This is a genomic window from Streptomyces sp. NPDC054849, from assembly GCF_053610945.1.
In genome coordinates this window covers 23,245-44,348 of sequence record NZ_JBSGZI010000004.1, presented here as the reverse complement: position 1 = coordinate 44,348, position 21,104 = coordinate 23,245, and the positions used below count along the sequence as shown (strand labels likewise).

Genomic DNA, 21,104 nt, shown 5'->3' with positions numbered 1-21,104 from the left:
GGGGAGGAGTGCCTGCTCCCTGCTCCCTGCTCCCTGCTCCCTGCTCCCTAGGCGACCCAGCAGTACAGGCCGTGCTCCAGTACCCCGGTTCGGCGGGCGAGCGCACCCAGAGCCGTCACCATCTCGCGGGCCAGGTCGGTGTCGATCGTCTCGCCGTACTCGGCCCGCAGGCCGGCCCACTGCACCGCCGTCTCCTGCAGGCGGGACGGTTCCGCCCCGGCGAGAGCGCAGACCAGGCGGTCGGACAGCGCGAAGGCGATCACAGCCCCGTCGTCGTCCGCACCGGCGATGATGCGCGGCTCCCCCGCTTCCGCGAGGTCTTCGAGGCTGCCGCCGGAGAAGAGGCATTGCCACTCGACCACGGCCTCTTCCGCATCGAAGTTGCCGAACCCGAGGGATTGGAAGGCGCGGTCCGGCCCGGTCTCGACCACCAGGGCGGCCGACCTGTCGTCCGGTGCGGCGAAGAACTTCACCAGGGTGCTCACCGGTGCATCATGCTTGAACGTCCGGAGCCGCCACCATGATCGGCAGACGACGTCGGCCGGGAAGACCGGCCGTGGCCGGCCGGCCGTACCGGGACGCCGTCGGCCCGGTTTCGGCACGGACCCGATGGCGTACCGGCCGACCTACCGCCTGTGGAGGGATGGAGGGCGGGCCGACGATGAAGGCACTGCGACGGGCACCACGTTTCCGGGCCCCGTCATCGCGAGGTCCTCGCAGCGGCCGTGCGCGCCCGCCTCATCCCGGAGTGCGCACCGCGGGTGGACCTCGCCGGGGCGAACCTGCGGTCGCACCGCACCTCACCGCCCTCGGACAGGGCGAGGCACTGCTGATGACCGGCCGCGTGGTGCGACTGGGCAGGCGGCGGCACCGCGAGATCACAGCCCTGCTCGGGCCCTCGGCACCGCTCTCCCGCTCCTACACCCGGCGTCACACCAGGACGTTCTTGTAGAAGAGGTTGGAGCGACGGTCGCCCGCCTCGCCGGAGGCGAAGCCGAGGAAGAGGCGGTCCTCTCCGGCCGCTGTCCGATAGACCGCCAGGCCTTCCGGCTCGCGGAAGGTCAGGGTGGAGCCGGCGTTGGTCAGGACTGGGCCCTGGCTTATCGCGCCGGTGTTCACGTTGACGCAGGTGACCTCGGAGTTCACCACGTTGCCGTTCGCCTCATAAGAGGTTCCGGTCAAGAGGTACACGTAACTCCCATAGACCGCGTAGCCCTGGAACGTGGGCGAGAGCGATCCCAGCGCGGGCTGCGCGAAGTCGGCGAACGGACTGCTGAAGTCGCCGCTCGTGGCGGCCGTGAGGCCGTAGACCGCCATGCGCTTGGCTCCGCTCAAGTGGTAGCGGACCACGAGGCGGTCGTGCACGGGATCGATGGCACAGGTGTGTTCGGTGGCGGCAGTTATCGGCTTGAACTTCGTGAGTGCCGACGAGGTGTTCGACAGCGTCACGCCGCTGGTGAATTTGAAGCGTGCGAGGCGGCCCCCATAGCCGTTGCCGTTGGCGTCGACTTCCGTCCACAGATACGTCGACGTGCCCACCCCCTGGGCTCCGAATGCGACGCCGTGGCCGAAGCCGGTCAGATACATGTGGCCGAGCTGGTTGCCGGCGAAGTCCAGCTGCGTCACGCACAGGTCGCCGGCGGTCTCGGCTGTGCCGTTGCGGCGCTGCGCGACGAAGAGCCGGCGGTTGACGTTGTCGAAGGCGAAACTCTGCTGCACGGTGTCGTCGCGCAGGGTCTTGCTTCGGAACAAGTCGTACGACGGCCGGGTCAGGTCGAAGCGCTTCGACGCGGGCACCGCGGCCGAGGCAGAACCGGCCCCGAGACCCAGTCCGAGCGCAGCCAGGCCTATGCCACTGCCCGCGCGCAGCAGGCCTCGGCGACTCAACGATCCGTGGGACATGGGTCGTCCTCCCAGAAATGTGGTGCTGCGTAGCGTGTGGGGATCCCCAGCGGGCCCCGGAGGGGCAGGCCACACCAGCGGCCCGGCCTGCCCCATCAGGCTTTGATGGATAAGGCTCAGGCGACGCCGCGGTAGACCGTGAAGGGCTCCTCGACGGTGTCGCCCTTGCGGCGCAGGACGTACACGTCGACCGGCGTGCCTTCTGCGATGTTGCCGCTGGCCCAGGACGAGCAGTACGGGGAGTCGTGGCCACGGGTGCTGGCGATGCGGTCGATGGTGCCGTTCCGGTTGATGTCCAGCCAGACTTCGACGCCCCAGCCGTCGGCCGCGTTGTCGCAGGCCCTGATCGCGTCACCGGGTATGGAACCGGACGGGTCCGGGTTCCACTGACCGTAGCCACCCGTATGGGAGATGGTGACGGTCGATGCCGCCATCGCCTGTCCCTGCATACCCGTCACGAGGGTGATTGCGCCGAGCGCGACTGCTGCCGCTCGGACGGCCGTAGACCTGAACTTCATGTGTGCCTCCTGTGTGACGGGGCCCGACCAGCGGCCCCGGCTCTCTTGGTTGCGCCGTGAACCTATACAGACGAGCGCACTGTCCGCACCCTTGGTTCGCGAACAGCAATGCAAATTGGACAGATGCGGGTTCGGCGGGAGCGGGGCGGCCCACGGGTGCGAAGTGGGGCGGAAGGGGCGCAACCCGCAGCGTCAGGCCGGCACTTAGTCGGCTTGAAGTAGTCGGAGATCCCATTGATGGAAGCGCCCGCCGACATGACGCGGACGGTCCGACTCCAAGCGGTTAGGGCCCTTATGGGGGCACTTCAGAGGCAGGCGCGACATGGGCTGGCAGCCGGCACGGCAGGCTCTTCCCCGCTAGCCGGAAACGGCATGAACCCGTACCGGAAATGGATAGCGCAGCCACCACAGCCCAGGGATCCTGAACGGCGCACCTGCCCTCGCGAAGTTCCCGGACAGACCTCTCTATGCACGTGCAATCAGCGATCGCAGTGACAATCGGACCTTCCGGGTCCGCTGCGACTCGATTCAGACGAGCTGTCGGTCGCCGGGGCGGGCTGCCAGGGCGGAGCGGGCCACCGAACGTCTACGGGTGAGTCGGCATCGCGCCGCACAGGCTGTCGCGCCGTCGCACGAGCAGTAGCGGTGTCGTACCCCACCGGTAGATTCAGTGGTCCGCAGGGAGTGGAACGGTGAGGTACATGTCTGATGTCATCGCGGGCGCTCGGCAGGACCCGCCGAACAAGGGCCTCCTCTTCCGGGGGAGCAACGTCGACGAATTACATGAGCTGATCACCACGCGATTCTCGCCCCACCGGTTATCGGTCCTGGACGACCATCCGCTCGACGGCCGCTTCCGGTGTACGCACGAGGGGTCGGTCGGACTGTACGAACTCGGGTACGGCGCGGAGGTCGCCATCACGCCCGAAGTGGCGCTGGACTTCTACAACGTCCATGTTCCCGTCGCCGGTGGCGGCGCCGTCACCGTGAACGGGGAGACTCTGTCCTCCCCGCTGAGCATCGTGGGGCCGGGGCACGGAATCTCCATGCGGTGGAACGAGGAATGCGTGAACCAGGTTCTGATCATTCCCCGCGAGGTCATCCACAGCGCCGTGGCCGCCCGTCTCGGCCATGTGCCGCAGACCCCGCTGTCGTTCTCGCCGGTCCTGGACGGCCGGGTCGGCGCGGTGAAGGACTGGCTGAACGTGGTGCGGCACTTCGCCGCGTTCGCCGATTCCGATCTGGCCGCCCGGTCTCCGTTGGCGCTCGGGCACTTTGAGCAGCTCCTCGTCAACGGCCTGCTGGACGCGCAACCCCACGCGCTCGGGGACGCATTGGCGGGCGGCGGTGCGGCATCCCTGCCGGGGCCGGTCCGGCGCGCTGCCGACTTCTGCACCGAACACGCCCACGAACCGATATCGGTGACCGATATCGCCCAGGCAGCCCGGGTGGGCGTACGCAGCCTCCGAGACGGCTTCCGCACCCACCTGGGCACCACACCGCTTGCGTATCTGCGGCGCGTTCGGCTGGATCTCGCCCGCCGTGACCTTCTCGCCATCGCGGACGGCCGCGAGCTGGGGACCGTCACCGATGTCGCCCTGCGGTGGGGCTTCACCCACTTGGGCAGGTTCACCGGCTACTACCGCGAAGCCTATGGCGAGACCCCATCGCGGACGGTGCGCAAACCCGGGGAAGTGAAGCCGTGCCCCCAGGCTCGGGCCCGTGACATCCGTAAGGGCCGCAGGTGAATCGAACCCCGCGCCGACTGCTGCGAGGGGCCGACGTCCGGAAACGGGAGCTGCGTGGCAGAAGGTCCTCTGGTGCGGACCCGTGGTTGGTGCCAGGCTCTGTTGCGGATCGACCGAGTGCCACTTCCAACCGGCAAGCCCGCTGCGATCGCTGGAGGACCCGTGACCGGCTGCTCAGAATCCTGCGGTGTTCCGGGTGATGCGGGGCCCGCCACCGTCTTCTTTCCCCAGAGTTCCCTGCGCATCGGCCCCCGTGAGGCCGATGCGCCGATGACCCGGGTGCTGGCCGGGATTCCGGTCGATCCGGCCTCCTCCGAGCGGGGAGAACTGGAGAACGACGTTCAGCTGGTCGACCTCGGTGAAGGCGCGTACTGCCTGACCCACGCACTGCGACACCGTCAGATCTACGGCGGTGAAAAGCTCCGTATGACGGTCGAGGCCCTCGCCGGGGACGGAGCGGTGGACGCGTCGGTGTTCGCCCTGATGACGGCCGAGCAGTTCGTCGCGGCGCGGGGCGAGGACAAGAACGCGGTGCGTGCGGCGCTGGCCGCGCAAGAGGCCGAGCGGGTCGCGACCGATCCGGACTTCTCCTTGCTGCGCGTGCTGCTCACCGACTTCTGCAATCTCAAGTGTGACTACTGCAAGGTCGTCCAAAACGTCGAGGCACCACAGAAGGCTCCCACCGGCACCGCACGACTCACCGAGGTCATCGAGTACTTCTTCGCGAACTCAAGGCCCGGACAGCCGAAGATCATTCACTGCACCGGCGGTGAACCGACCTTGCACTGGCCCGAGTTGGAGCATCTGCTCAAGGAAAAGGAGCGGCTCGCCCGGCCGGGCGAGAACTGCTGGGTCGTCATCGGCACGAACGCGACGCTGATCACCGCCGACCGCGCCCGGACCCTCAGCCGTCACGGTGCCAAGTGCATCGTGTCGATGGACGGACCTGCGGAAGTCCACGACCTGTTACGGCCCAATTACGCCGGGCGCGGATCCTGGGCGCAGGTGGACCGGGGCATCAGGATCCTTCAGGAGCACGGCGTCGAGGTGTCCATCTCCACCGTCTTCGGCAGTCACAACCTGGCCCGGGCCGAGGAGATCATCGAGTGGTTCATGACGGAATACCAGCCGACCGGCCTGGGGGTGAACTTCATGAAGCCTCCCACGCCGGAGCAACAGGACTACGCGTACCTCATCGACGGCGTGGACTACGCCCAGACCCTCTACGGCATCCACCGCACATGGCGCGACCGCGGTCTGTTCCTCGAACTCGTCCACCGCAAGCTCGAACCCTTCGTCAAGGGCCACTACCGCTTCCACGACTGCGGCGCCGCGGCCGGCGCGAATCTGAACCTCAACGCCAAGGGAAAGGTCGGACCCTGCAAGTCGTTCCTCGTCATGGACCGGCTCGCGCTCTCCGAACTGGACGGCACGCAGTACTCGGATTCCGTGCTCAGCCGCTGGCGGATGCGGTCGCCGATCTACTACACCCACTGCGACGGCTGCTCGGCCCGCGGCATGTGCGGCAACGGCTGCGCCTACGACGCGTACGTCGCCCACGGGGACGAGATGTCCATCGACCGCAGAAGCTGCGAATACACCAAGCGGTTCAACGAGCTGATGCTGCGCGACCTGTTCGAGCTGTCCGGCGGCGCCGAGCGTGCCGAGCGGGAGGGCGCCTACGCGGTGACCCAGCGGGAGCGGGACCTCGTCATGGGCGCGGTCGCTGCGACGCCCGGCACGCTGTCGTACTCCATTGGGCACCACACCCACCGGTAGGAACGAACGACGGCGCTGGCGCTGGCGACCATGGGGGCGAGCATGCGGGAGCGAGAGGTCATCACGCTGATGCGCACCGGGCTCGGAGCCCACCGGACCGCTGAGGCCGACTTCGACCACTGGCTGGTCCCCGGCTCGGACGTGCGCATCGCGTCCAGCGTGGATCGGGCGGTTCACGGTGACTGCCCTCCCGGCGAACCGGTGGACGTGTGGGCTTTCAGAGGGGTCAACGCGGCGCTGTCGGACCTGGCCTGCGCGGGAGTCTCGCAGCCGGCGGTGCAGCTCGACCTCCAGATCCCCCGCAGCGCCGACCCCGCCATGGTCACAGCGATCGCCACCGGGGTACGGCGTGCGATCCGGATCAACGGCGCGACCCTGCAGAACGGCTGCAACACGACATTCGGCCCGCTCGCCCTGACCACCGCGGTCAGAGGCGTGGGGCGGGGCTCCGAGCTGCCACCTGGCCGAACGGGAGCGGCTCCGGGAGACGTGGTGGTCGTCTCGCGCCGACCCGGACGCTTCAACGCCGCGCTCGCCCACCTGAACCATCCGGCGGGCGAAGGGCTACCCGGCTGGCTCGCGCCCGCCCTGCTCGGCGGACTCCCGGAACTGGAGCTCGGGCGGCTGCTCGTCGAGGGTTCGTCGATCACCGCCGTCATGGACGCCAACGACTGCCTGCTGCTCACCCTGGCCGACCTGGCCAGAGGGTCCGGGGTCGGCATCGATCTCGACGGCTCGGCCGTCGAGCGATTGCGCCGGGGTCTGCCCGAAGCGGTTTCCGTCGAGTGTCTCCTGGGGCCGCCCTCCGGTGACCTGTCCCTGGTCCTGACCCTTCATCCGGCGCGGCTGGACGAGGTCCGGGCCGCCTTCGCCCGTCTGGGCCGCCGACCCTGGATCCTGGGCCGCTGCACGACGGCCCGTGGTGAGCTGACCCTGGACGGAGAGCGCCTGATGGCGACGGCCGAGGTGCTGCAACGCAGGTGGTCGGCGTCGGCCGCGTTCCGTCACCCCCTCGCCGGCCTCCCGGCGGTCATCGTGCCCGGCGGGCCCGGCGGCGGGAGTGAAGGGAGTGACGGGGAATGACAGCCGAGGTGACCCTGGGGGTGTGCGCCCACACTCACGATTCGTCGGCCGCCCTGTTCGTCGGCGGTCGTCTGATCGGCTTCCTCGAGGAGGACCGGCTGGTCGGCCGCAAGCACACCCGGGCGTTCCCCGGCGAGGCAGTCCGCCTGCTCCTGGCCGAGGCAGGGCGGGGACCCGACGACGTGACCGCCGTCGGATACACCTTCGACGGTTCGCTGTACCGCCACGGCAGGGAGAGGGCCGCACGGAGGGCAGGCGATCCGGGCCGTCGGCGCCGGGCCGTGGCCTCCTACGACTCCATAGCCGCGGCGCACGTCCGGACGATCGGACGGCTGGCCTCGGAATTTCCGTCCGCGGCGATCGTGGAGGTGCCGCACCACCGGGCCCATGCCTTCTCGGCGATCGCGCCCCAGGGCTGGTGCGATCGGGACGTGCTGGTGATCGACAGCATCGGGGAGGCCGCGACCACCTCGTCGGGAACCTGGAACCGGGTGACCCGCTCCCTCGATCTGCACGCCCTGGCCTGGGACACGGACTCGCTGGGCTATGTCTACGGCGCCCTCACCGACCACTTGGGCTTCCGGATGCGGGACGAGGAGGGTACGGTCATGGCGCTCGCGGCCTTCGGGGACCCGTCGCGGTTCCGAACGCTGCTCGCGCGAACGGTTCCGCTGACGTCGCGGGGATTCCGGGTGAGCACCCGCCTCGTGAGACAGCGGGTGTTCGGCGACCGTGGCGACCGGCTGACCGACGCGTTCGTCACGGCTTCGGTCTCTCGGCGGGCGCCGGGGGAAGACCTCACCCAGGCCCATGCCGATCTGGCCGCTTCCCTCCAGGAACGCCTCGAGGAGGTGACCGCCCACCTGGTGGGCCTGCATCCCGGCCCGGGCCGAGCCTGGACGGTGGCCGGCGGGGTCGCCGGCAACTGCGTTGCGGTCGGCAGGCTGCGCGACCTTCCGGAGATCACGGAGCTCTTCGTCCCCCCGGCCCCCGGCGACTCCGGGACCTCGTTGGGCGCCGCCGTGGCCGTCATCCTGGACCGGCAGGGCCTGCTGGCCGAGGTACCCGCGTCACCGTACTGGGGTGTCGAACCGGCGATCCCCAGGGCCGAGGAGGTGCTCGCTCGGGGATTCGAGGTGTCAGGTCCGTACGGGGAACGGGACCTCGCTCGTCTGGTGGCCGCGGCACTGGCCCGGAACGACATCCTCGGCATCTACCGGGGCACTGCGGAGGCCGGCCCCCGGGCCTTGGGACACCGGTCCATCGTGGCCAACCCGCTCTCGCCCGAGGTGCACGACCGGCTGGCCACCCGGATCAAGAGACGTGAGCCCTTCAGGCCGTTCGCCCCGATGGTCCTCGCGGACCGTGCCGCCGGGTACTTCGACTTGCGGGGGCGGGAGTCGCCGTACATGAGCCTCGCCGTGGACGCGCGGCAGGAACTCCTCCACCACGCGCCCGTCGTGGTCCACCGCAACGGCACGGCACGGGTACAGACCGTGGGGGCGGGAACGGACGTGTTCCTGGAGGTGCTGCTCAGCCGATACGAGCAGCTGACGGGCTCGCCCCTGCTGATCAACACCTCTCTGAACATGAAGGGTCGGCCCACGACGGGATCGTGGCAGGCGGCGTTGGACTGCCTCTCGGAAATGGCCCTGGACGGGCTCGTACTCGGGGACCTGTTCGTCACCGCGAAGGGCGGCTGACCCCAGGCACCAGGCCATCCGGCATCGCCGCCACGCCCGCTCCGCGGCCCGGCCCGGAAGTCCGGGCCGGCGAGCTTTTCCCACAATTCAACATGGTCGCCCACGCGCGATGTGCCGGAGACAATCCGATCGGCCAGAACCGCGGACAGAGAGAGTGTGGATACGTGGCGACCACGACGAGTAACTCTTCGGCTTCACCCCCGACTTCCGAGGACCGCCCGGCGACGGTTCCCCCGCTGAACCTGCGGCTGTTGCCCGCCGTCTCCGCCGGGGTGGGCGCGGTGCTGCTGGTCCTGTCGGGACGGCACGGGTATCACGTCGACGAGCTGTACAACCGGGCCTCCGGGGGTCACCTGGCGTGGGGCTACGTCGACCAGCCCCCGCTGGTCTCGCTGATCGCCAGGGCGGAGACCACCCTGCTCGGCGACACGCTGATCGCGTTGCGCGTGGTACCGGCGCTGCTGGCCTGCGTGGTGGTGTGGGTGGCGGGCCTCATCGCGCGCGAACTCGGCGGCCGGGGCGGCGCACAGGCCTTCGCCGCCGCCGCGACGGGCACGTCGGTCGTCACGCTCAACGCCGGGCACGTGCTGACCACCAACATTCCCGACCTCGTCACCTGGGTGACGCTGGGCTGGCTGTTCATCCGCCTGCTGCGCACCCGCGACACCCGCCTATGGCTCGCCATCGGCCTGGTCACCGGCGTGGGCATGCTCGCCAAGAACCTGATCGTGCTCCTGGTCCTGGCCCTGCTCGTGGGCGTGGTTGCGTGGGGGCCGCGGGCGGTTCTGCGCAGTCGGCATCTGTGGGCGGGCGCCGCGATCGCCACCCTGATCGCGGCGCCGGCGGTGCTGTGGCAGATCACGCACGGCTGGCCCGCGGTCGAGATGAGCGCCGCGTTGAAGACGGCCCTGGGGGCCGACTCCCGGGTCGCCTTCGTCCCCTTCCAGATACTGATGATCGGCTTGTTCCTCGCTCCGGTCTGGATCGCCGGGCTGGTGGCCCTGTTGCGCCGCGCGGGTTGGCGGACGTACCGGTCGATCGGCCTCGCCTACCTCTTCATGGTGGTGCTGCTGATCGCCATCGGCGGGAAGCCCGAGTACCCCGGCGGCCTGCAGCTGGTGCTGCTGGCGGCGGGCTCCGTCGTGGTGGTGGACTGGGCGAAGACCACCGTCCGCCGCTCGCTGGCCGGCACCGCCCTGGTGGGCAACGCGGTGATGTCGGCCGTGCTCATGCTGCCGGTGCTGCCGGTCGCGTGGTACGGGTCGAACCCGGTGCTGACGCAGCTGGGCGTCTTCCAGCTAGACCAGGCGGCCTGGCCCCAGCTGACCGAGCAGGTCGCCGCCGTCAACCGGTCGCTGTCACCGCAGGACCGCGAGCACGCCGTCGTCTACGCCAACCACTACGGCCTGGCGGGCGCTTTGGACCGCTACGGACCGGAGCACGGTCTCCCGAAGGTCTACAGCGGGCAGAACTCCTACGCCGACTTCGGCAGGCCCGCGGACGACACGGACGTGGTCATCGCGGTCGGCGTGAACCGCGAAGCGTTCGGCGCCCTGTTCGCGAGCTGCGAGCCCCGCGGCACCTTCAAGACCGACCTGCCCGTCGCCGACCGGAACACCGAGTTCATGGTGTGCCGCGATCCCCGCGAACCGTGGGACCGGCTGTGGTCCGAGCTCCGCTGGATCGGCTTCGCGTGCCCGTACACGGCCGAGGCCATCACCGCCAAGAGCGAAGAGGGTTGCTCGTTGACCTGAGGGGGCCGGGGCCGCGGCCCCCACGGTGAAGTGAGGGGGCCGCGGCCTCCCTCACTTCAGCGTGGGGAACCGGCGCAGGGTGGGGCTGAGGGTGGTGCCCACGGCGACGACGGCCAGACAGACACCCGAGATCAGCAGGCTGCCACGGCTGTCCCCGCCCGCCATCAGCAGCCCGCCCACCAGCGGGCCGATCGCACCGGCGCCGCCCGCGAAGAGCCCGACGATACCGCTCAGCCTGCCGCGCAGCTCGTCGGGCGCGACCGTGAGCTGGTAGGTCATGACCGTCGTGAACGCGGTGGGGATGAAGAACGCGATCCCGCCGAGCACGACGCCGGTCGGCACACCGACGGGCACCAGCGCCAGGACCAGCGTCAACGCCGCCCCGACCCAGGGGAACCCGATGATGACCGCAGGCGCGGGCAGCACGGCGTGCAGCCGGCCCGCGACCGCGGCGCCCAACAGGCCGCCGAGGCCGAAGCCGGTCATCATCACGCCCAGCTCGCCGGGGGCCATGTCGTCCTCGCCGGACGCCGCCAGCACGATGATGATCAGGGCCGAGATGAACAACTCGCAGCCCATCAGCCAGAAGAGCGTCGGCCTGATCACCGGGTGTCCCCACACCCACCGGAACCCGTCGGCGAGCATGCCCGCCTTGTCCGGCTCCTCCACGGGACCGCGCCGGGGAAGGCGGAGGAGGAACAGCACGGCGCAGGACGCCACGAGCAGGACGACGGCGACCGCGAACGGGGACATCGGGTCGACGGCGAACAGGAAGCCCGCGCCCGCCGGGCCCAGCAGCGTGGCGATGTAGCGGCGCACGGTGTTGCGCGCCACCGCCTCCGACAGCTGCGACTCGGGCACGACCTGCGGCAGGGCGGCGTGTTCGGCCGGGTCGAAGGCCGCGCCCAGCAGACCCTCCGCCACCGCGACCACGAGCACGTGCGGCAGGGAGAAGTGGCCGAAGAACAGGGCGACCGCCAGACTCGCCATCGCCACCGCGCGGACGCACTGGCACACCAGCATGACCCGCTTGCGGTCGAAGCGGTCCACCAGCACTCCCGCCGGGACGTTGGCCGCCATGTGCGCCGCCGCGATGACGGCGGCGACGGCCCCCATCTGGAGCGCGGAGCCGGTCGCCGCCATCACCATCAGCGGGAACGCGATCAGGCACAGCTGGCTGACCAGTTCGGACACCAGCTGACTGCCCCACAGGACGTGATAGTTCCGGTTGCGCGACAGCGGTGGCGCGTCGCCTGGACCCGCCTCGACGGTCATCCCGCCGTCGCTCCGGTACGCCTGAGCAGCCGCCCGGCGAGCTGGAGCAGCTCGACCCGCCCCGTGTCCGGCTCGCGGACGAATCGGCCCGTGCCCGGAATCCCGCCGCCCTCGGTGGTGAAGCGCAGGTCCGCGTAGCAAATCAGTGCGGAGCGCGGCCCGGAGGCGACGGACAGGGTGAGCCCTTCGGGGCGGGACTCGACCACGCAGTCCCAGTCGCCGTTGACGTAGTGCCCCGCGCACTCGGCCGGCCCGGCGACCGGCGCCCCCGGATCGGACAGCGCCCGCGTCGAGTGGTGGGCCACCTCGAGCCCCGCCTCACCGAGGTCGGCGAGGAGGTCCTCCCACAGCCCGGGCCCGGTGCTCGCGTTCGTCACGAGCGCCACCGCCGTCCCGGAGGCCGGGTGGAAGCGCAGGTAGGACCATGTGCCGTCACCGCTGCCGTCGTGCCCGTACCACTCGCCCCCCGCGCCGCGGAACACGGACCAGCCGAGCCCCCAGCCGTCGGCGAGGCCGAACGGTCCGACGGCGATGTCACCGGTCTGGTCGTGGAGCATCGCGCCGGCCGCCGCGGGGTCGATGACCCCGGACGCGGTCCGGTCGTGCACGCCGGCCAGCCGCACCAGGTCCGCCGCACCGGCCGCCAGTGCCACGGCGGGCTCGTCGACCGGGGAGAAGGACTGCTCGGGCACGGGGAGTACATGCTCCAGCACCACGTGGCCCTGTGCGACCGGACGCCCTCCCGGCTGCGCGTGGTAGGCGGCCGTGATCCCCAGCGGGCGCAGCAGCATCGACTCCACGGCGGTCCGCCAGTCCATGCCGGTCAGCACTTCGACCAGTCGGCCCGCCAGCACGTAACCGACGTCGGAGTACGAGAACGCGGTGCCCGGACGGTGCGTCACGGCGGTCTCGTCGCCGTGCCGCTCGACCCACTCGCGCCGGTCCGCGCTCGGCATCCGCTCGTCGATCGCGGCGACCAGCCCCCCGGTGTGGCTGAGTGCCTGGCGCGCGGTCACCCGGCCGACCGGGCCCGTGGCGGAGAGCTCGGGCAGGTACGCGCCGATCGGGGCGTCGAGGTCGATGCGCCCGTCGGCCGCCAGCAGCTGCACGAGCAGCGCGGTCACCGGCTTGGTCAGGGAGGCGATGGGGAACGCGGTGTCCGCGGTGACCGGCAGGCCGGTGCCCGCCACCCGCTCCCCCGTCTCGACGACCGTCAGCCGGCCCTGGTGGCGTACGGCGAGTTGCGCGCCCGGCACCCGGTGCGCCCGCGCCAGCTCGGCGAGCCGGGCGGCCGGGAATGCGCGGCCGGCGGCCGGGCCCGCCGCGTGGTCCGGTGCGTCGATCCGCGCCATGTGCTCGGGTACGTCCGCCGGCCCGGCACCTGCCTGCCCGGGCACGCGGTGGCCGGGCACAGCCGGCTCGGTCACCGCCGGCTGCCCGGGCCCGGTGGCGCCCGTGGGCTCCGCCGCCCGCACGGCCACCGTCGCCAGACGCTCGACGGTCGGGTGCGAGAACAGGTCCTTCGGCACGATGTGCCATCCGGCCCGCCGGGCTCGGTAGACCACCTGGACGCTCAGCACCGAGTGCCCGCCCAGTTCGAAGAAGTCGTCGCTCACGCCGATCTCGTCGACCGGGCGGCCGAGTACGTCCGCCCAGATCGCGGCCAGCGCGGCCTCCGTGTCGTCGCGCGGCGCGATCCGCGGCGTGTGGGCGTCGGCCGCCGCGCCCGGGGCCGGCAGCACCCGCCGGTCGACCTTCCCGCTGGGTGTCAGCGGGAACACGTCCATCACCACGAAGAACGCGGGCACCATGTACCCCGGCAGGTACTGCCGGAGGTACGCCTTCAGTTCCGCGGTCGTGGGCGGCGCGTCCCCGGCCGGCACGAAGTACGCCGTCAGCTGCTTGTCGCCCGGCCGGTCCTCGCGCGCCACCACGACGGCCGAGCCCACCTCCGGGTGCGCGTCCAGTACCGTCTCGATTTCGCCGGGCTCGATCCGGAACCCCCTGATCTTGACCTGGTCGTCGGCCCGGCCGACGAATTCCAGGACCCCGCCGGCCCGCCACCGGACCGTGTCACCGGTGCGGTACATCCGCTCGGCGGGCGGCCCGAACGGGTCGGCCACGAACCGGCCCGCGGTCAGGGCTGCGCGGTTCGCGTAGCCCCGCGCCACGCCCGCACCGGCGATGTACAGCTCACCCGGCACGCCGGGCGGAACCGGCTGGAGAGCGGCGTCGAGCACGTACAGCCGGGTGTTGGCGATCGGCCTGCCGATCGGCGGCGCACCGGTCGCGCCGCGCGTCAGCTCCGCCGCGGTCGACCAGATCGTGGTCTCGGTCGGGCCGTACACGTTCGTCACCGACGGCGACCCGGCGGTCAGAGCCTCCGCCAGTTCCGCGGGCAGCGCCTCGCCGCCGACCAGCACCCGGACCCGGGCGAGCACGTCCGGAGCGCCCTCGACCACGCCGCGCCACAGGCTCGGCGTCGCCTGCACCACCGTGACGCCCTCGTCGTGGACCACCCGGCGCAGCTCCCGCGGGTCGTGCACCAGCTCCTTGTCCGCCAGCACCACGGTCGCACCGCTGATCAGCGGCACGAAGAGCTCCAGGTGCGCGATGTCGAACCCGACCGTCGTCACGGCCAGCAGCCGGTCGTCGGGGGTCATCGCGGTCCGGTCCCGCATGTCGAGCACGAAGTTGCGGAGATTGCCCCGGGTGACCACCACGCCCTTGGGCTTGCCGGTGGATCCGGACGTGTAGAGCACGTAGGCGGCGTTGTCCGGGCTCGGCGCCTCGGACGGGGCCGGCTTGGTCGCGGGGTGGCCCGCCAGCGCGGCGGCCACGCCGGGGTCGGTGAGCGAGAGGGACGGGGTGCCCTCCGGCAGGTCGAGTGCGGCGGCGTCGCCGACCAGCGCCAGGACCGGCGCGGCGTCACGCACCATGAACGCGAGGCGTTCACGCGGGTGGTCCAGGTCCAGCGGCAGGTAGGTCGCGCCCGCCTTCAGCACCGCCAGCATGGCCACCAGCAGCTCGGGCGTCCGCGGACAGGCCAGGGCGACGATCTGCTCGGGGCCGAGCCCCAGCGCCACCAGGTGGCGGGCGAGCCGGTTCGCGCGGGCGTCCAGCTCGGCGTAGCTCAGCCCGGCGTCCCCGCACACCAGCGCGGTGCCCTCGGGTGTGGCCGCGGCCTGGCGCTCGAACAACTCGACGGTGGTCGCCTCCCCGGTGTCGCGGGAGGTGTCGTTCCACTCGTGCAGCAGGACGGACCGCTCGTCGGCGGGCAGCACGGGCAGCCGGGCGATCGGGGCCTCGACGTGGTCGGCGAAGGAGTCCAGCACGGTCGCCAGGCGTTCGGCGATCCGCTCCACGGTGTCCGGGTCGAAGAGGCGCGGGTCGTAACCGACGCGCAGGTGCAGCTCGTCGGTGGTGTAGGCGGTGAGCGTGAGCGCGTAGTTGGTCTCCTCCGCGCCGGTGCTCTCGCGCACCACGAGCCCGTGCCGGGAGGCCGCGTCCCTGTCGTACGGGAAACTCTCGAAGATGACGATACTGTCGAACAGGCCCGAGTCCCGCGGCACTTCGCTCCAGCTGCGCACCTGCGCCAGCGACACGTGCTCGAACTGCCGGGTCTCGACCTGCTCGTCCTGCATGCGCCGCAGCCACGGCACGAGGTCGAGACCGCCGTCCACGGTCGCCCGCACGGGCAGCGTGTTGATGAACAGACCGACGATCTCGTCCGCGCCCGTCAGTTCCGCGGGCCGGCCGGACACCGTCGCGCCGAAGCACACGTCGCGCTCACCGCTGTGCCGTGCGAGCAGCAGCGCCCATGCGCCCTGCACGACGGTGTTCACCGTCAGCCGGGCGCGCTTGGCGAACGCGTAGAGCCGGCGGGAGCGCTCGGCGGGAAGCCTCAGGTTCACCTCGCGTGAGGACCGCGAGCCGTGCGCGGCCAGCGGCGCCCGGTCGAACGGCAGCGGCGTGGCCGCCGTGAAGCCCTCCATCGTGCGACGCCAGTGCGCCTCGGCGGCGGCGTCGTCCTGCTCGGCCAGCCACTGCACGTAATCCCGGTACGGGCGGCGCGGCTTCGGCGCCGGGGTCGGCGCGCCGCTGAGCGCGGCGTGCTCCTCGAACACCTGGGCCAGCACGTCGGCGAAGCTCCACCCGTCCAGCAGCAGGTGGTGGGAGGACCAGAACACCTGGACGCTCGCCCCCGGCAGCCGGGCGATGGTGAGCCGCATGAGCGGCGCCTCGGCAAGGTCGAGTTCCAGCGCGGGCAGGCTCTCCCACAGCGAGCGTGAGCGCGCCTGCCGCGCCTCCTCGGACAGGTCGCTCCAGTCCGCGTGCGTCACGGGCATCCGTACGTCACGCTGGACGATCTGCAGCGGAACGTCCGCGTCGGACCCGACCACGGCGGTGCGCAGGATCGGGGTGCGGTCCACCACGCGCTGGAACGCGTCGGCCAGCCGGTGCGGGTCGTCCACCCCGTCCAGCACCGCGGCGAAGTGCGTGAGGTACACGTCGCCGCCGTCGCCGTCTCCGTCGAGCGAGTGGAACAGCATGCCGCTCTGCATCGGGGTCAGCGGGTAGACGTCCTCCACCGAGCGGCCGTCGCCGGTGATCCGATCCACCGCCGCCTGGTCCAGGCCCGCCAGCGGGAAGTCCGAGGGGGTGCAGCCGCCGGCGCCGGGCAGGGCGCAGTGCTCGACGATCTGCTCCAGCGCCGCGAGGAACGCCTCGGCCAGCCGGACGACCGTCTCCTCGCGGTGGACGTTCCCGGAGTATTCCCAGCCGAACTCCAGCTGCCCGTCGCGGACCATGCCGGTGACCTCGATCAGGCACTGCCGCGCCTGCTCGGGGCTCCGGTCGGGCACCGGGTTCTCGCACCAGCTCCGGAAGAACCCGGCGTCGCCGGCGTCGGCGTCGAAGCGGCCGTGGTAGTTGAACCCGACCTGGCACTGGCGGCCCCGGCCCAGTGCTCCCGCCTCGCCGAGGTAGCGCAGGGCGCCGTAGCCCAGACCGCGGGACGGAACGGCGCGCAGCTGCTCCTTGACCGCCTTGAGGGTGGCGCCCCAGTCCTCGCCTTCGGGCAGCTCCAGCGCCACGGGGAACACGGTGGTGAACCAGCCGACGGTACGTGAGAGGTCGACGTCGCCGAACAGGTCCTCGCGCCCGTGGCCCTCCAGCTCGACGGGCACGGTGCCGCCGGCCCAGTCACGCAGCACCCGGGCGAGGGCGCTGAGCAGCACGTCGTTCACCTGCGTCCGGTAGGCCTCCGGCACCTTGCGCAGCAGAGCGTCGGTGCGGTCGGCGCTCAGCCGCCGGGTCAGGGTGCGTGCGGAGCCGGCGGTGTTGCGCCCCTGCAGGTCCACCGGCAGTACGGCCGCCTCCACGGTGGCCTTCTCGACCCGGGTCCAGTACTCCAGCTCCGCGTCGAACCCGCCTTCGGCCACCAGGCCGGTGAGGCGGTGCGCCCAGTCCCGGAACGACGTGGACTTCGCGCCGAGTTCCACCTTCTGCCCGCGCGCCGCCTGCCGGTGGCCGGCGGCCAGGTCGGCGAGGATGACCCGCCAGGAGACCGCGTCCACGACGTAGTGGTGCGCGGCCAGGAACAGCCGGGGAGCCCGGTCGCCGCCGAGGGTGAACAGCACTCCCCTGAGCAGCGGCCCGGTGCGGACGTCGAACCCGGTCTGGGCCGCGGTGATCGCCGCGCGCATCCCCTCGTCCTGGGCGTCGTCGTCGAGCGCGGACAGGTCGACGGTGTCGAAGACGGTGGCGTCCGCCGTGGTGTCCGCCGTGGTGTCCTCGGCGGCCGCGTTGTGCTGCCGCCACGTCCCGCCGACCCGCTCGGCCCGGATGCGCAGGACGTCGTGGTGGTCGAGCACGGCGGCGAACGCCGCACGCAGCGCGTCGGCGTCGGCCTCGGCGTCCAGTGCGAGGAACAGGGACTGGTTGAAGTGGCCCGGCGCGTCGGGGAACTCCTCGAAGTACCAGTGCTGTACGGGTGTCAGCGGCACCGGGCCGATCACGGGGCCCTGCTCGGCATCGGGCGCGGTCACCACGGAGACCTCGCCCGCCAGCTCGGCGATGGTCTGCCGCAGGAATATCTGCTTGCTGGTCAGCCGGAGGTTCGCCCGGCGGGCGAGCGACACCACCTGGAGGCTGAGGATCGAGTCGCCGCCGAGGTTGAAGAAGTTGTCGTCGACGCCGATCCGGTCGGGCTCCACGCCCAGCACCTTCGCCCAGACGTCGACGAGCACGGCCTCCACCGGGGTGCGCGGCGCGACGCGGCGGGACGGATCTGCCTCGGGCTCCGCCACCACGGGCAGGGCACGCCGGTCCAGTGTCCCGTTCGGGGTCATCGGCAGCGCGTCCAGAACCATGATCGCCGAAGGCACCGCCTGGCTCGGGAGGTGGCCGGCCAGGAACGCCCGCAGTTCGGCGAGGTCGGGTGCCCGCGTGCCCGCGGGCACCACGTAGGCGAACAACCGGGTGTGTCCGGAATCGCCCCGCCGCGCGACCGCCGCCGCGGTGGCCACCTCGGGGTGGCGGGCCAGTGCGGTCTCCACCTCGCCGAGTTCCACCCGGAAGCCGCGGATCTTGACCTGGTCGTCCGCCCGGCCGAGGTACTCCAGGTTGCCGTCGCCGCGCCAGCGGACCACGTCCCCGGTGCGGTAGAACCTGCCGGTGCCCGGCCCGAGGACGTCATGGGGGAACCGTTCGGCGGTCAGCTCGGGCCTGCGCCAGTACCCCTGGGCCACGCCTCCGCCGCCGATGTAGAGCTCGCCGGGCAACCCGATCGGCACCGGGCGGCCCAGCTCGTCGACGACGAACACGCTGGTGTTCACCATCGGCTTGCCGATCGGAACGATCGGCGAGGGCTCGACCGGGTCGCCGCGCAGCGCGAACACGGTGGAGTCCACCGTCGTCTCGGTCGCGCCGTACGCGTTCACCACCAGTGTGTCGGGGCCGACGTGTTCGAGCAGGTCGGCGCTGTCGCCCGCCAGCCAGCCCTCGGCACCGAGGGAGAGCAGCCGTACGGACTCCAGGCCGCCGCCGCCGCGCCAGGCCAGCTCGGTGCTGATCGCCCTGGCCAGCGACGGTGTGGTGGCCAGGATCTCCGGCCGGACCTCGGAGATCAGGTCCGCCAGCGCGGGCGGGTCGGTCACCACCTCCGCCGGGCACACCACCATCTCGCCGCCGAACAGCGCGGAGAACAGGAAGTCGCCGAGGAACAGGTCGACGCCGAAGCTGGCCACGCACAGAGCCCGGCCGCGGATCTGGTCCAGGCCGTAGCGGGCGTTCCAGGATCGCAGGATGTGGTGCACGTTGCGGTGGCTGATCTGCACGCCCTTGGGCCTGCCGGTCGTACCGGACGTGTAGATCACATAGACGAGGTCGTCCACGGTGACCCCGGACTCCGGCGGTCCGTCCGGCAGGGCCTCGATCACCGCTCGGTCGCGGTCGAGGCACACCACGGCTCCGTCGTGCCCGGCGACCCGGTCGAGCACGGCGGTCTCGGTGACCACCACCGGTGCCGCGGCGTCGGCCAGCATCATGCTCAGCCGCTGCGCCGGGTAGTCCGGGTCGAGCGGCACGAACGCGGCACCCGACTTCATCACACCGAGCAGCGCGACCATCGCGTCCACGCCGCGCTCGACGCACACGCCGACCAGGGTTCCCGGACCGGCGCCCAGGCCCCTCAGGTGCCGCGCCAGCCGGTTGGCCCGGGCCGCCAGCGCGGCGAAGGTCAGTTCCTCGCCGGCGCAGCTCACCGCCACCGCGCCGGGGGTGAGCGCGGCCTGCTCGTCGTACAGCTCGTGCACGCACCGGCTCGGGCCGAACTCCACCGCGGGGCCGTGCGACTGGGTCATCAGCTGGTGCAGCTCGCGCTCGGTGAGCATGGGCAGCGCCCGCATCGGTTCGTCCGGCCGCGCGGCGACGCCGTCGAGCAGGGTCAGCAGGTGGCCGGTCATCCGCTCGATCGTCGCGGGGTCGAACAGATCGGTGCTGTACTCGACGTGGCCGGTCAGTGCGCCGTCGTGCTCGAAGAAGTCGAAGGACACGTCCAGCTTGGCCACGTGCATCGGTGGGGCGATCTCCGTGACCCGCAGGCCCGGCAGTTCGGCCTTGCCCTCCTGCGCGCCCTGGAGGTTGACCATGACCTGCACCAGGGGCGGCCGGCTCGGGTCGCGCTCCGGCCGCAGGATGTCGACCAGTCGCTGGAACGGGACTTCATCGTTGGCGAACGCGTCGAGCACGGTGGAGCGGACGTCGCCGAGGAAGTCGGTGAAGGACCGTGATTCGTCCACGTGGGACCGCAGCACGACCGTGTTGCCGAAGTAGCCGATGAGGTGTTCCAGCTCGACTCGACCGCGACCCGCGGCCACCGAGCCCACCGCGATGTCGCCCTGCCCCGAGTAGCGGGAGAACAGCAGCTGGCTCGCGGCCACCAGCGTCATGAACAGCGTGGCGCCGCTGCGCGCGCCCAGTTCCGTCAGCCGCCGTGCCAGCGGCTCGGGCACGGTGATCTCGTGCACCGCGCCTGTGGAGCCGCGCACCGGGGGCCGCGGGCGGTCCGTCGGCAGCTCCACCGGGACCAGGCCGGCCAGCTGCCGCCGCCAGTAGTCGACCTGCCCCTCCACATGGGGCCCGGCCAGCCGTTCCTGCTGCCAGACGGCGAAGTCGGCGTACTGCACCGGCAGCTCCGGCAGCCCGACCGGCTCACCGCGCACGTACGCCGCGTACCCGGCGTTGAGCTCGTCGACCAGGATGCCGATGGACCAGCCGTCGCCGACGATGTGGTGCAGGCCCAGCACCAGTACGTGCTCGTCCGCGGCGAGCCGCACCAGCGACACCCGTAACAGCGGACCACGGCGCAGGTCGAAGGGGGTGGACCCCTCGCGCTCCAGGCAGCGTTCGAGTTCGGCGGCGCGCCGGGGCTCGGGCAGACCGGACAGGTCGACGAGCTCGACCGGCACGGGACCGGGCTCGTGCACCACCTGGATGCCGCGGCCCTCGACCTCGCCGATGGTGGTGCGCAGCGCCTCGTGCCGCGCGACCACGCCATCGAGGGCCGCTCGCAGCGCCTCGACGTGCAGTTCGCCGGCCAGCCGCAGCACCCGGGGCGCGTTGTACTCGACGCTGCCGGGATCCAGTTCGGTCAGGAACCACAGCCCCTGCTGGCCCGCCGACAACGGCAGCGCGCCGTCCCGGGGCGCCGGGGTGATCGAGCGGTCCTCGGCGGGCTCTGCCGCACCGGCGAGCTGTCGCATGACGAGCTCCCGCAGGTGGTCGGGAAGCGCCGACAACGGGTCCTTCGCGGCGGGTGGCAGTTCCATGCGTGTTCTC

At 71.6% G+C, this 21,104-nt stretch carries 10 protein-coding genes; 5 read left to right on the top strand and 5 right to left on the bottom strand.

The features are described from left to right. Window positions 1-47 precede the first annotated feature (47 nt). The 3 genes from ACWGIF_RS03170 to ACWGIF_RS03160 form a co-directional block, all read right to left on the bottom strand. A complete protein-coding gene (locus ACWGIF_RS03170) occupies window positions 48-485 on the bottom strand; it encodes a hypothetical protein (protein ID WP_453490202.1) in 438 nt (145 codons plus the stop codon). Between the two features lie 445 nt (window positions 486-930). Then, complete coding sequence (locus tag ACWGIF_RS03165) at window positions 931-1,902, bottom strand: phage baseplate protein (RefSeq protein ID WP_453490199.1); 972 nt, start codon at window positions 1,900-1,902, stop codon at window positions 931-933. A gap of 116 nt (window positions 1,903-2,018) precedes the next feature. Further along, window positions 2,019-2,420: a hypothetical protein gene (locus ACWGIF_RS03160; RefSeq protein ID WP_453490196.1), complete on the bottom strand. Its 402-nt coding sequence runs from the start codon at window positions 2,418-2,420 to the stop codon at window positions 2,019-2,021. 701 nt (window positions 2,421-3,121) lie between these two features. On the opposite strand from ACWGIF_RS03160, the gene ACWGIF_RS03155 reads away from it, so the two are divergent. The 5 genes from ACWGIF_RS03155 (at window position 3,122) to ACWGIF_RS03135 (ending at window position 10,487) form a co-directional block, all read left to right on the top strand. Beyond that, window positions 3,122-4,168, top strand: coding sequence for an AraC family transcriptional regulator (locus tag ACWGIF_RS03155; protein ID WP_453490193.1), 1,047 nt, complete (start codon window positions 3,122-3,124; stop codon window positions 4,166-4,168). 270 nt (window positions 4,169-4,438) lie between these two features. After that, window positions 4,439-5,947 carry a radical SAM protein gene (locus ACWGIF_RS03150; RefSeq protein ID WP_453490190.1) on the top strand — a complete coding sequence of 503 codons (1,509 nt, stop codon included), beginning with the start codon at window positions 4,439-4,441 and terminating at the stop codon, window positions 5,945-5,947. 42 nt (window positions 5,948-5,989) lie between these two features. Next, window positions 5,990-7,030 carry a hypothetical protein gene (locus ACWGIF_RS03145; protein ID WP_453490187.1) on the top strand — a complete coding sequence of 347 codons (1,041 nt, stop codon included), beginning with the start codon at window positions 5,990-5,992 and terminating at the stop codon, window positions 7,028-7,030. Next, entirely contained in the window at window positions 7,027-8,733 is a 1,707-nt protein-coding gene (locus tag ACWGIF_RS03140) for a carbamoyltransferase C-terminal domain-containing protein (protein WP_453490184.1), read from the top strand. Before ACWGIF_RS03145 ends, ACWGIF_RS03140 begins: the two co-directional genes overlap by 4 nt. Window positions 8,734-8,897: 164 nt before the next feature. Continuing rightward, window positions 8,898-10,487 (top strand): ArnT family glycosyltransferase, encoded by a 1,590-nt coding sequence (locus ACWGIF_RS03135; RefSeq protein WP_453490181.1) that lies wholly within the window; start codon window positions 8,898-8,900, stop codon window positions 10,485-10,487. Between the two features lie 51 nt (window positions 10,488-10,538). Here the strand turns inward: ACWGIF_RS03135 and ACWGIF_RS03130 are convergent, their stop codons facing one another. Both ACWGIF_RS03130 and ACWGIF_RS03125 read right to left on the bottom strand, forming a co-directional pair. Further along, entirely contained in the window at window positions 10,539-11,762 is a 1,224-nt protein-coding gene (locus ACWGIF_RS03130; protein ID WP_453490178.1) for an MFS transporter, read from the bottom strand. Next, entirely contained in the window at window positions 11,759-21,094 is a 9,336-nt protein-coding gene (locus tag ACWGIF_RS03125; RefSeq protein WP_453490175.1) for an amino acid adenylation domain-containing protein, read from the bottom strand. The genes ACWGIF_RS03130 and ACWGIF_RS03125 overlap by 4 nt, the downstream gene beginning before the upstream one ends. Window positions 21,095-21,104 lie beyond the last annotated feature (10 nt).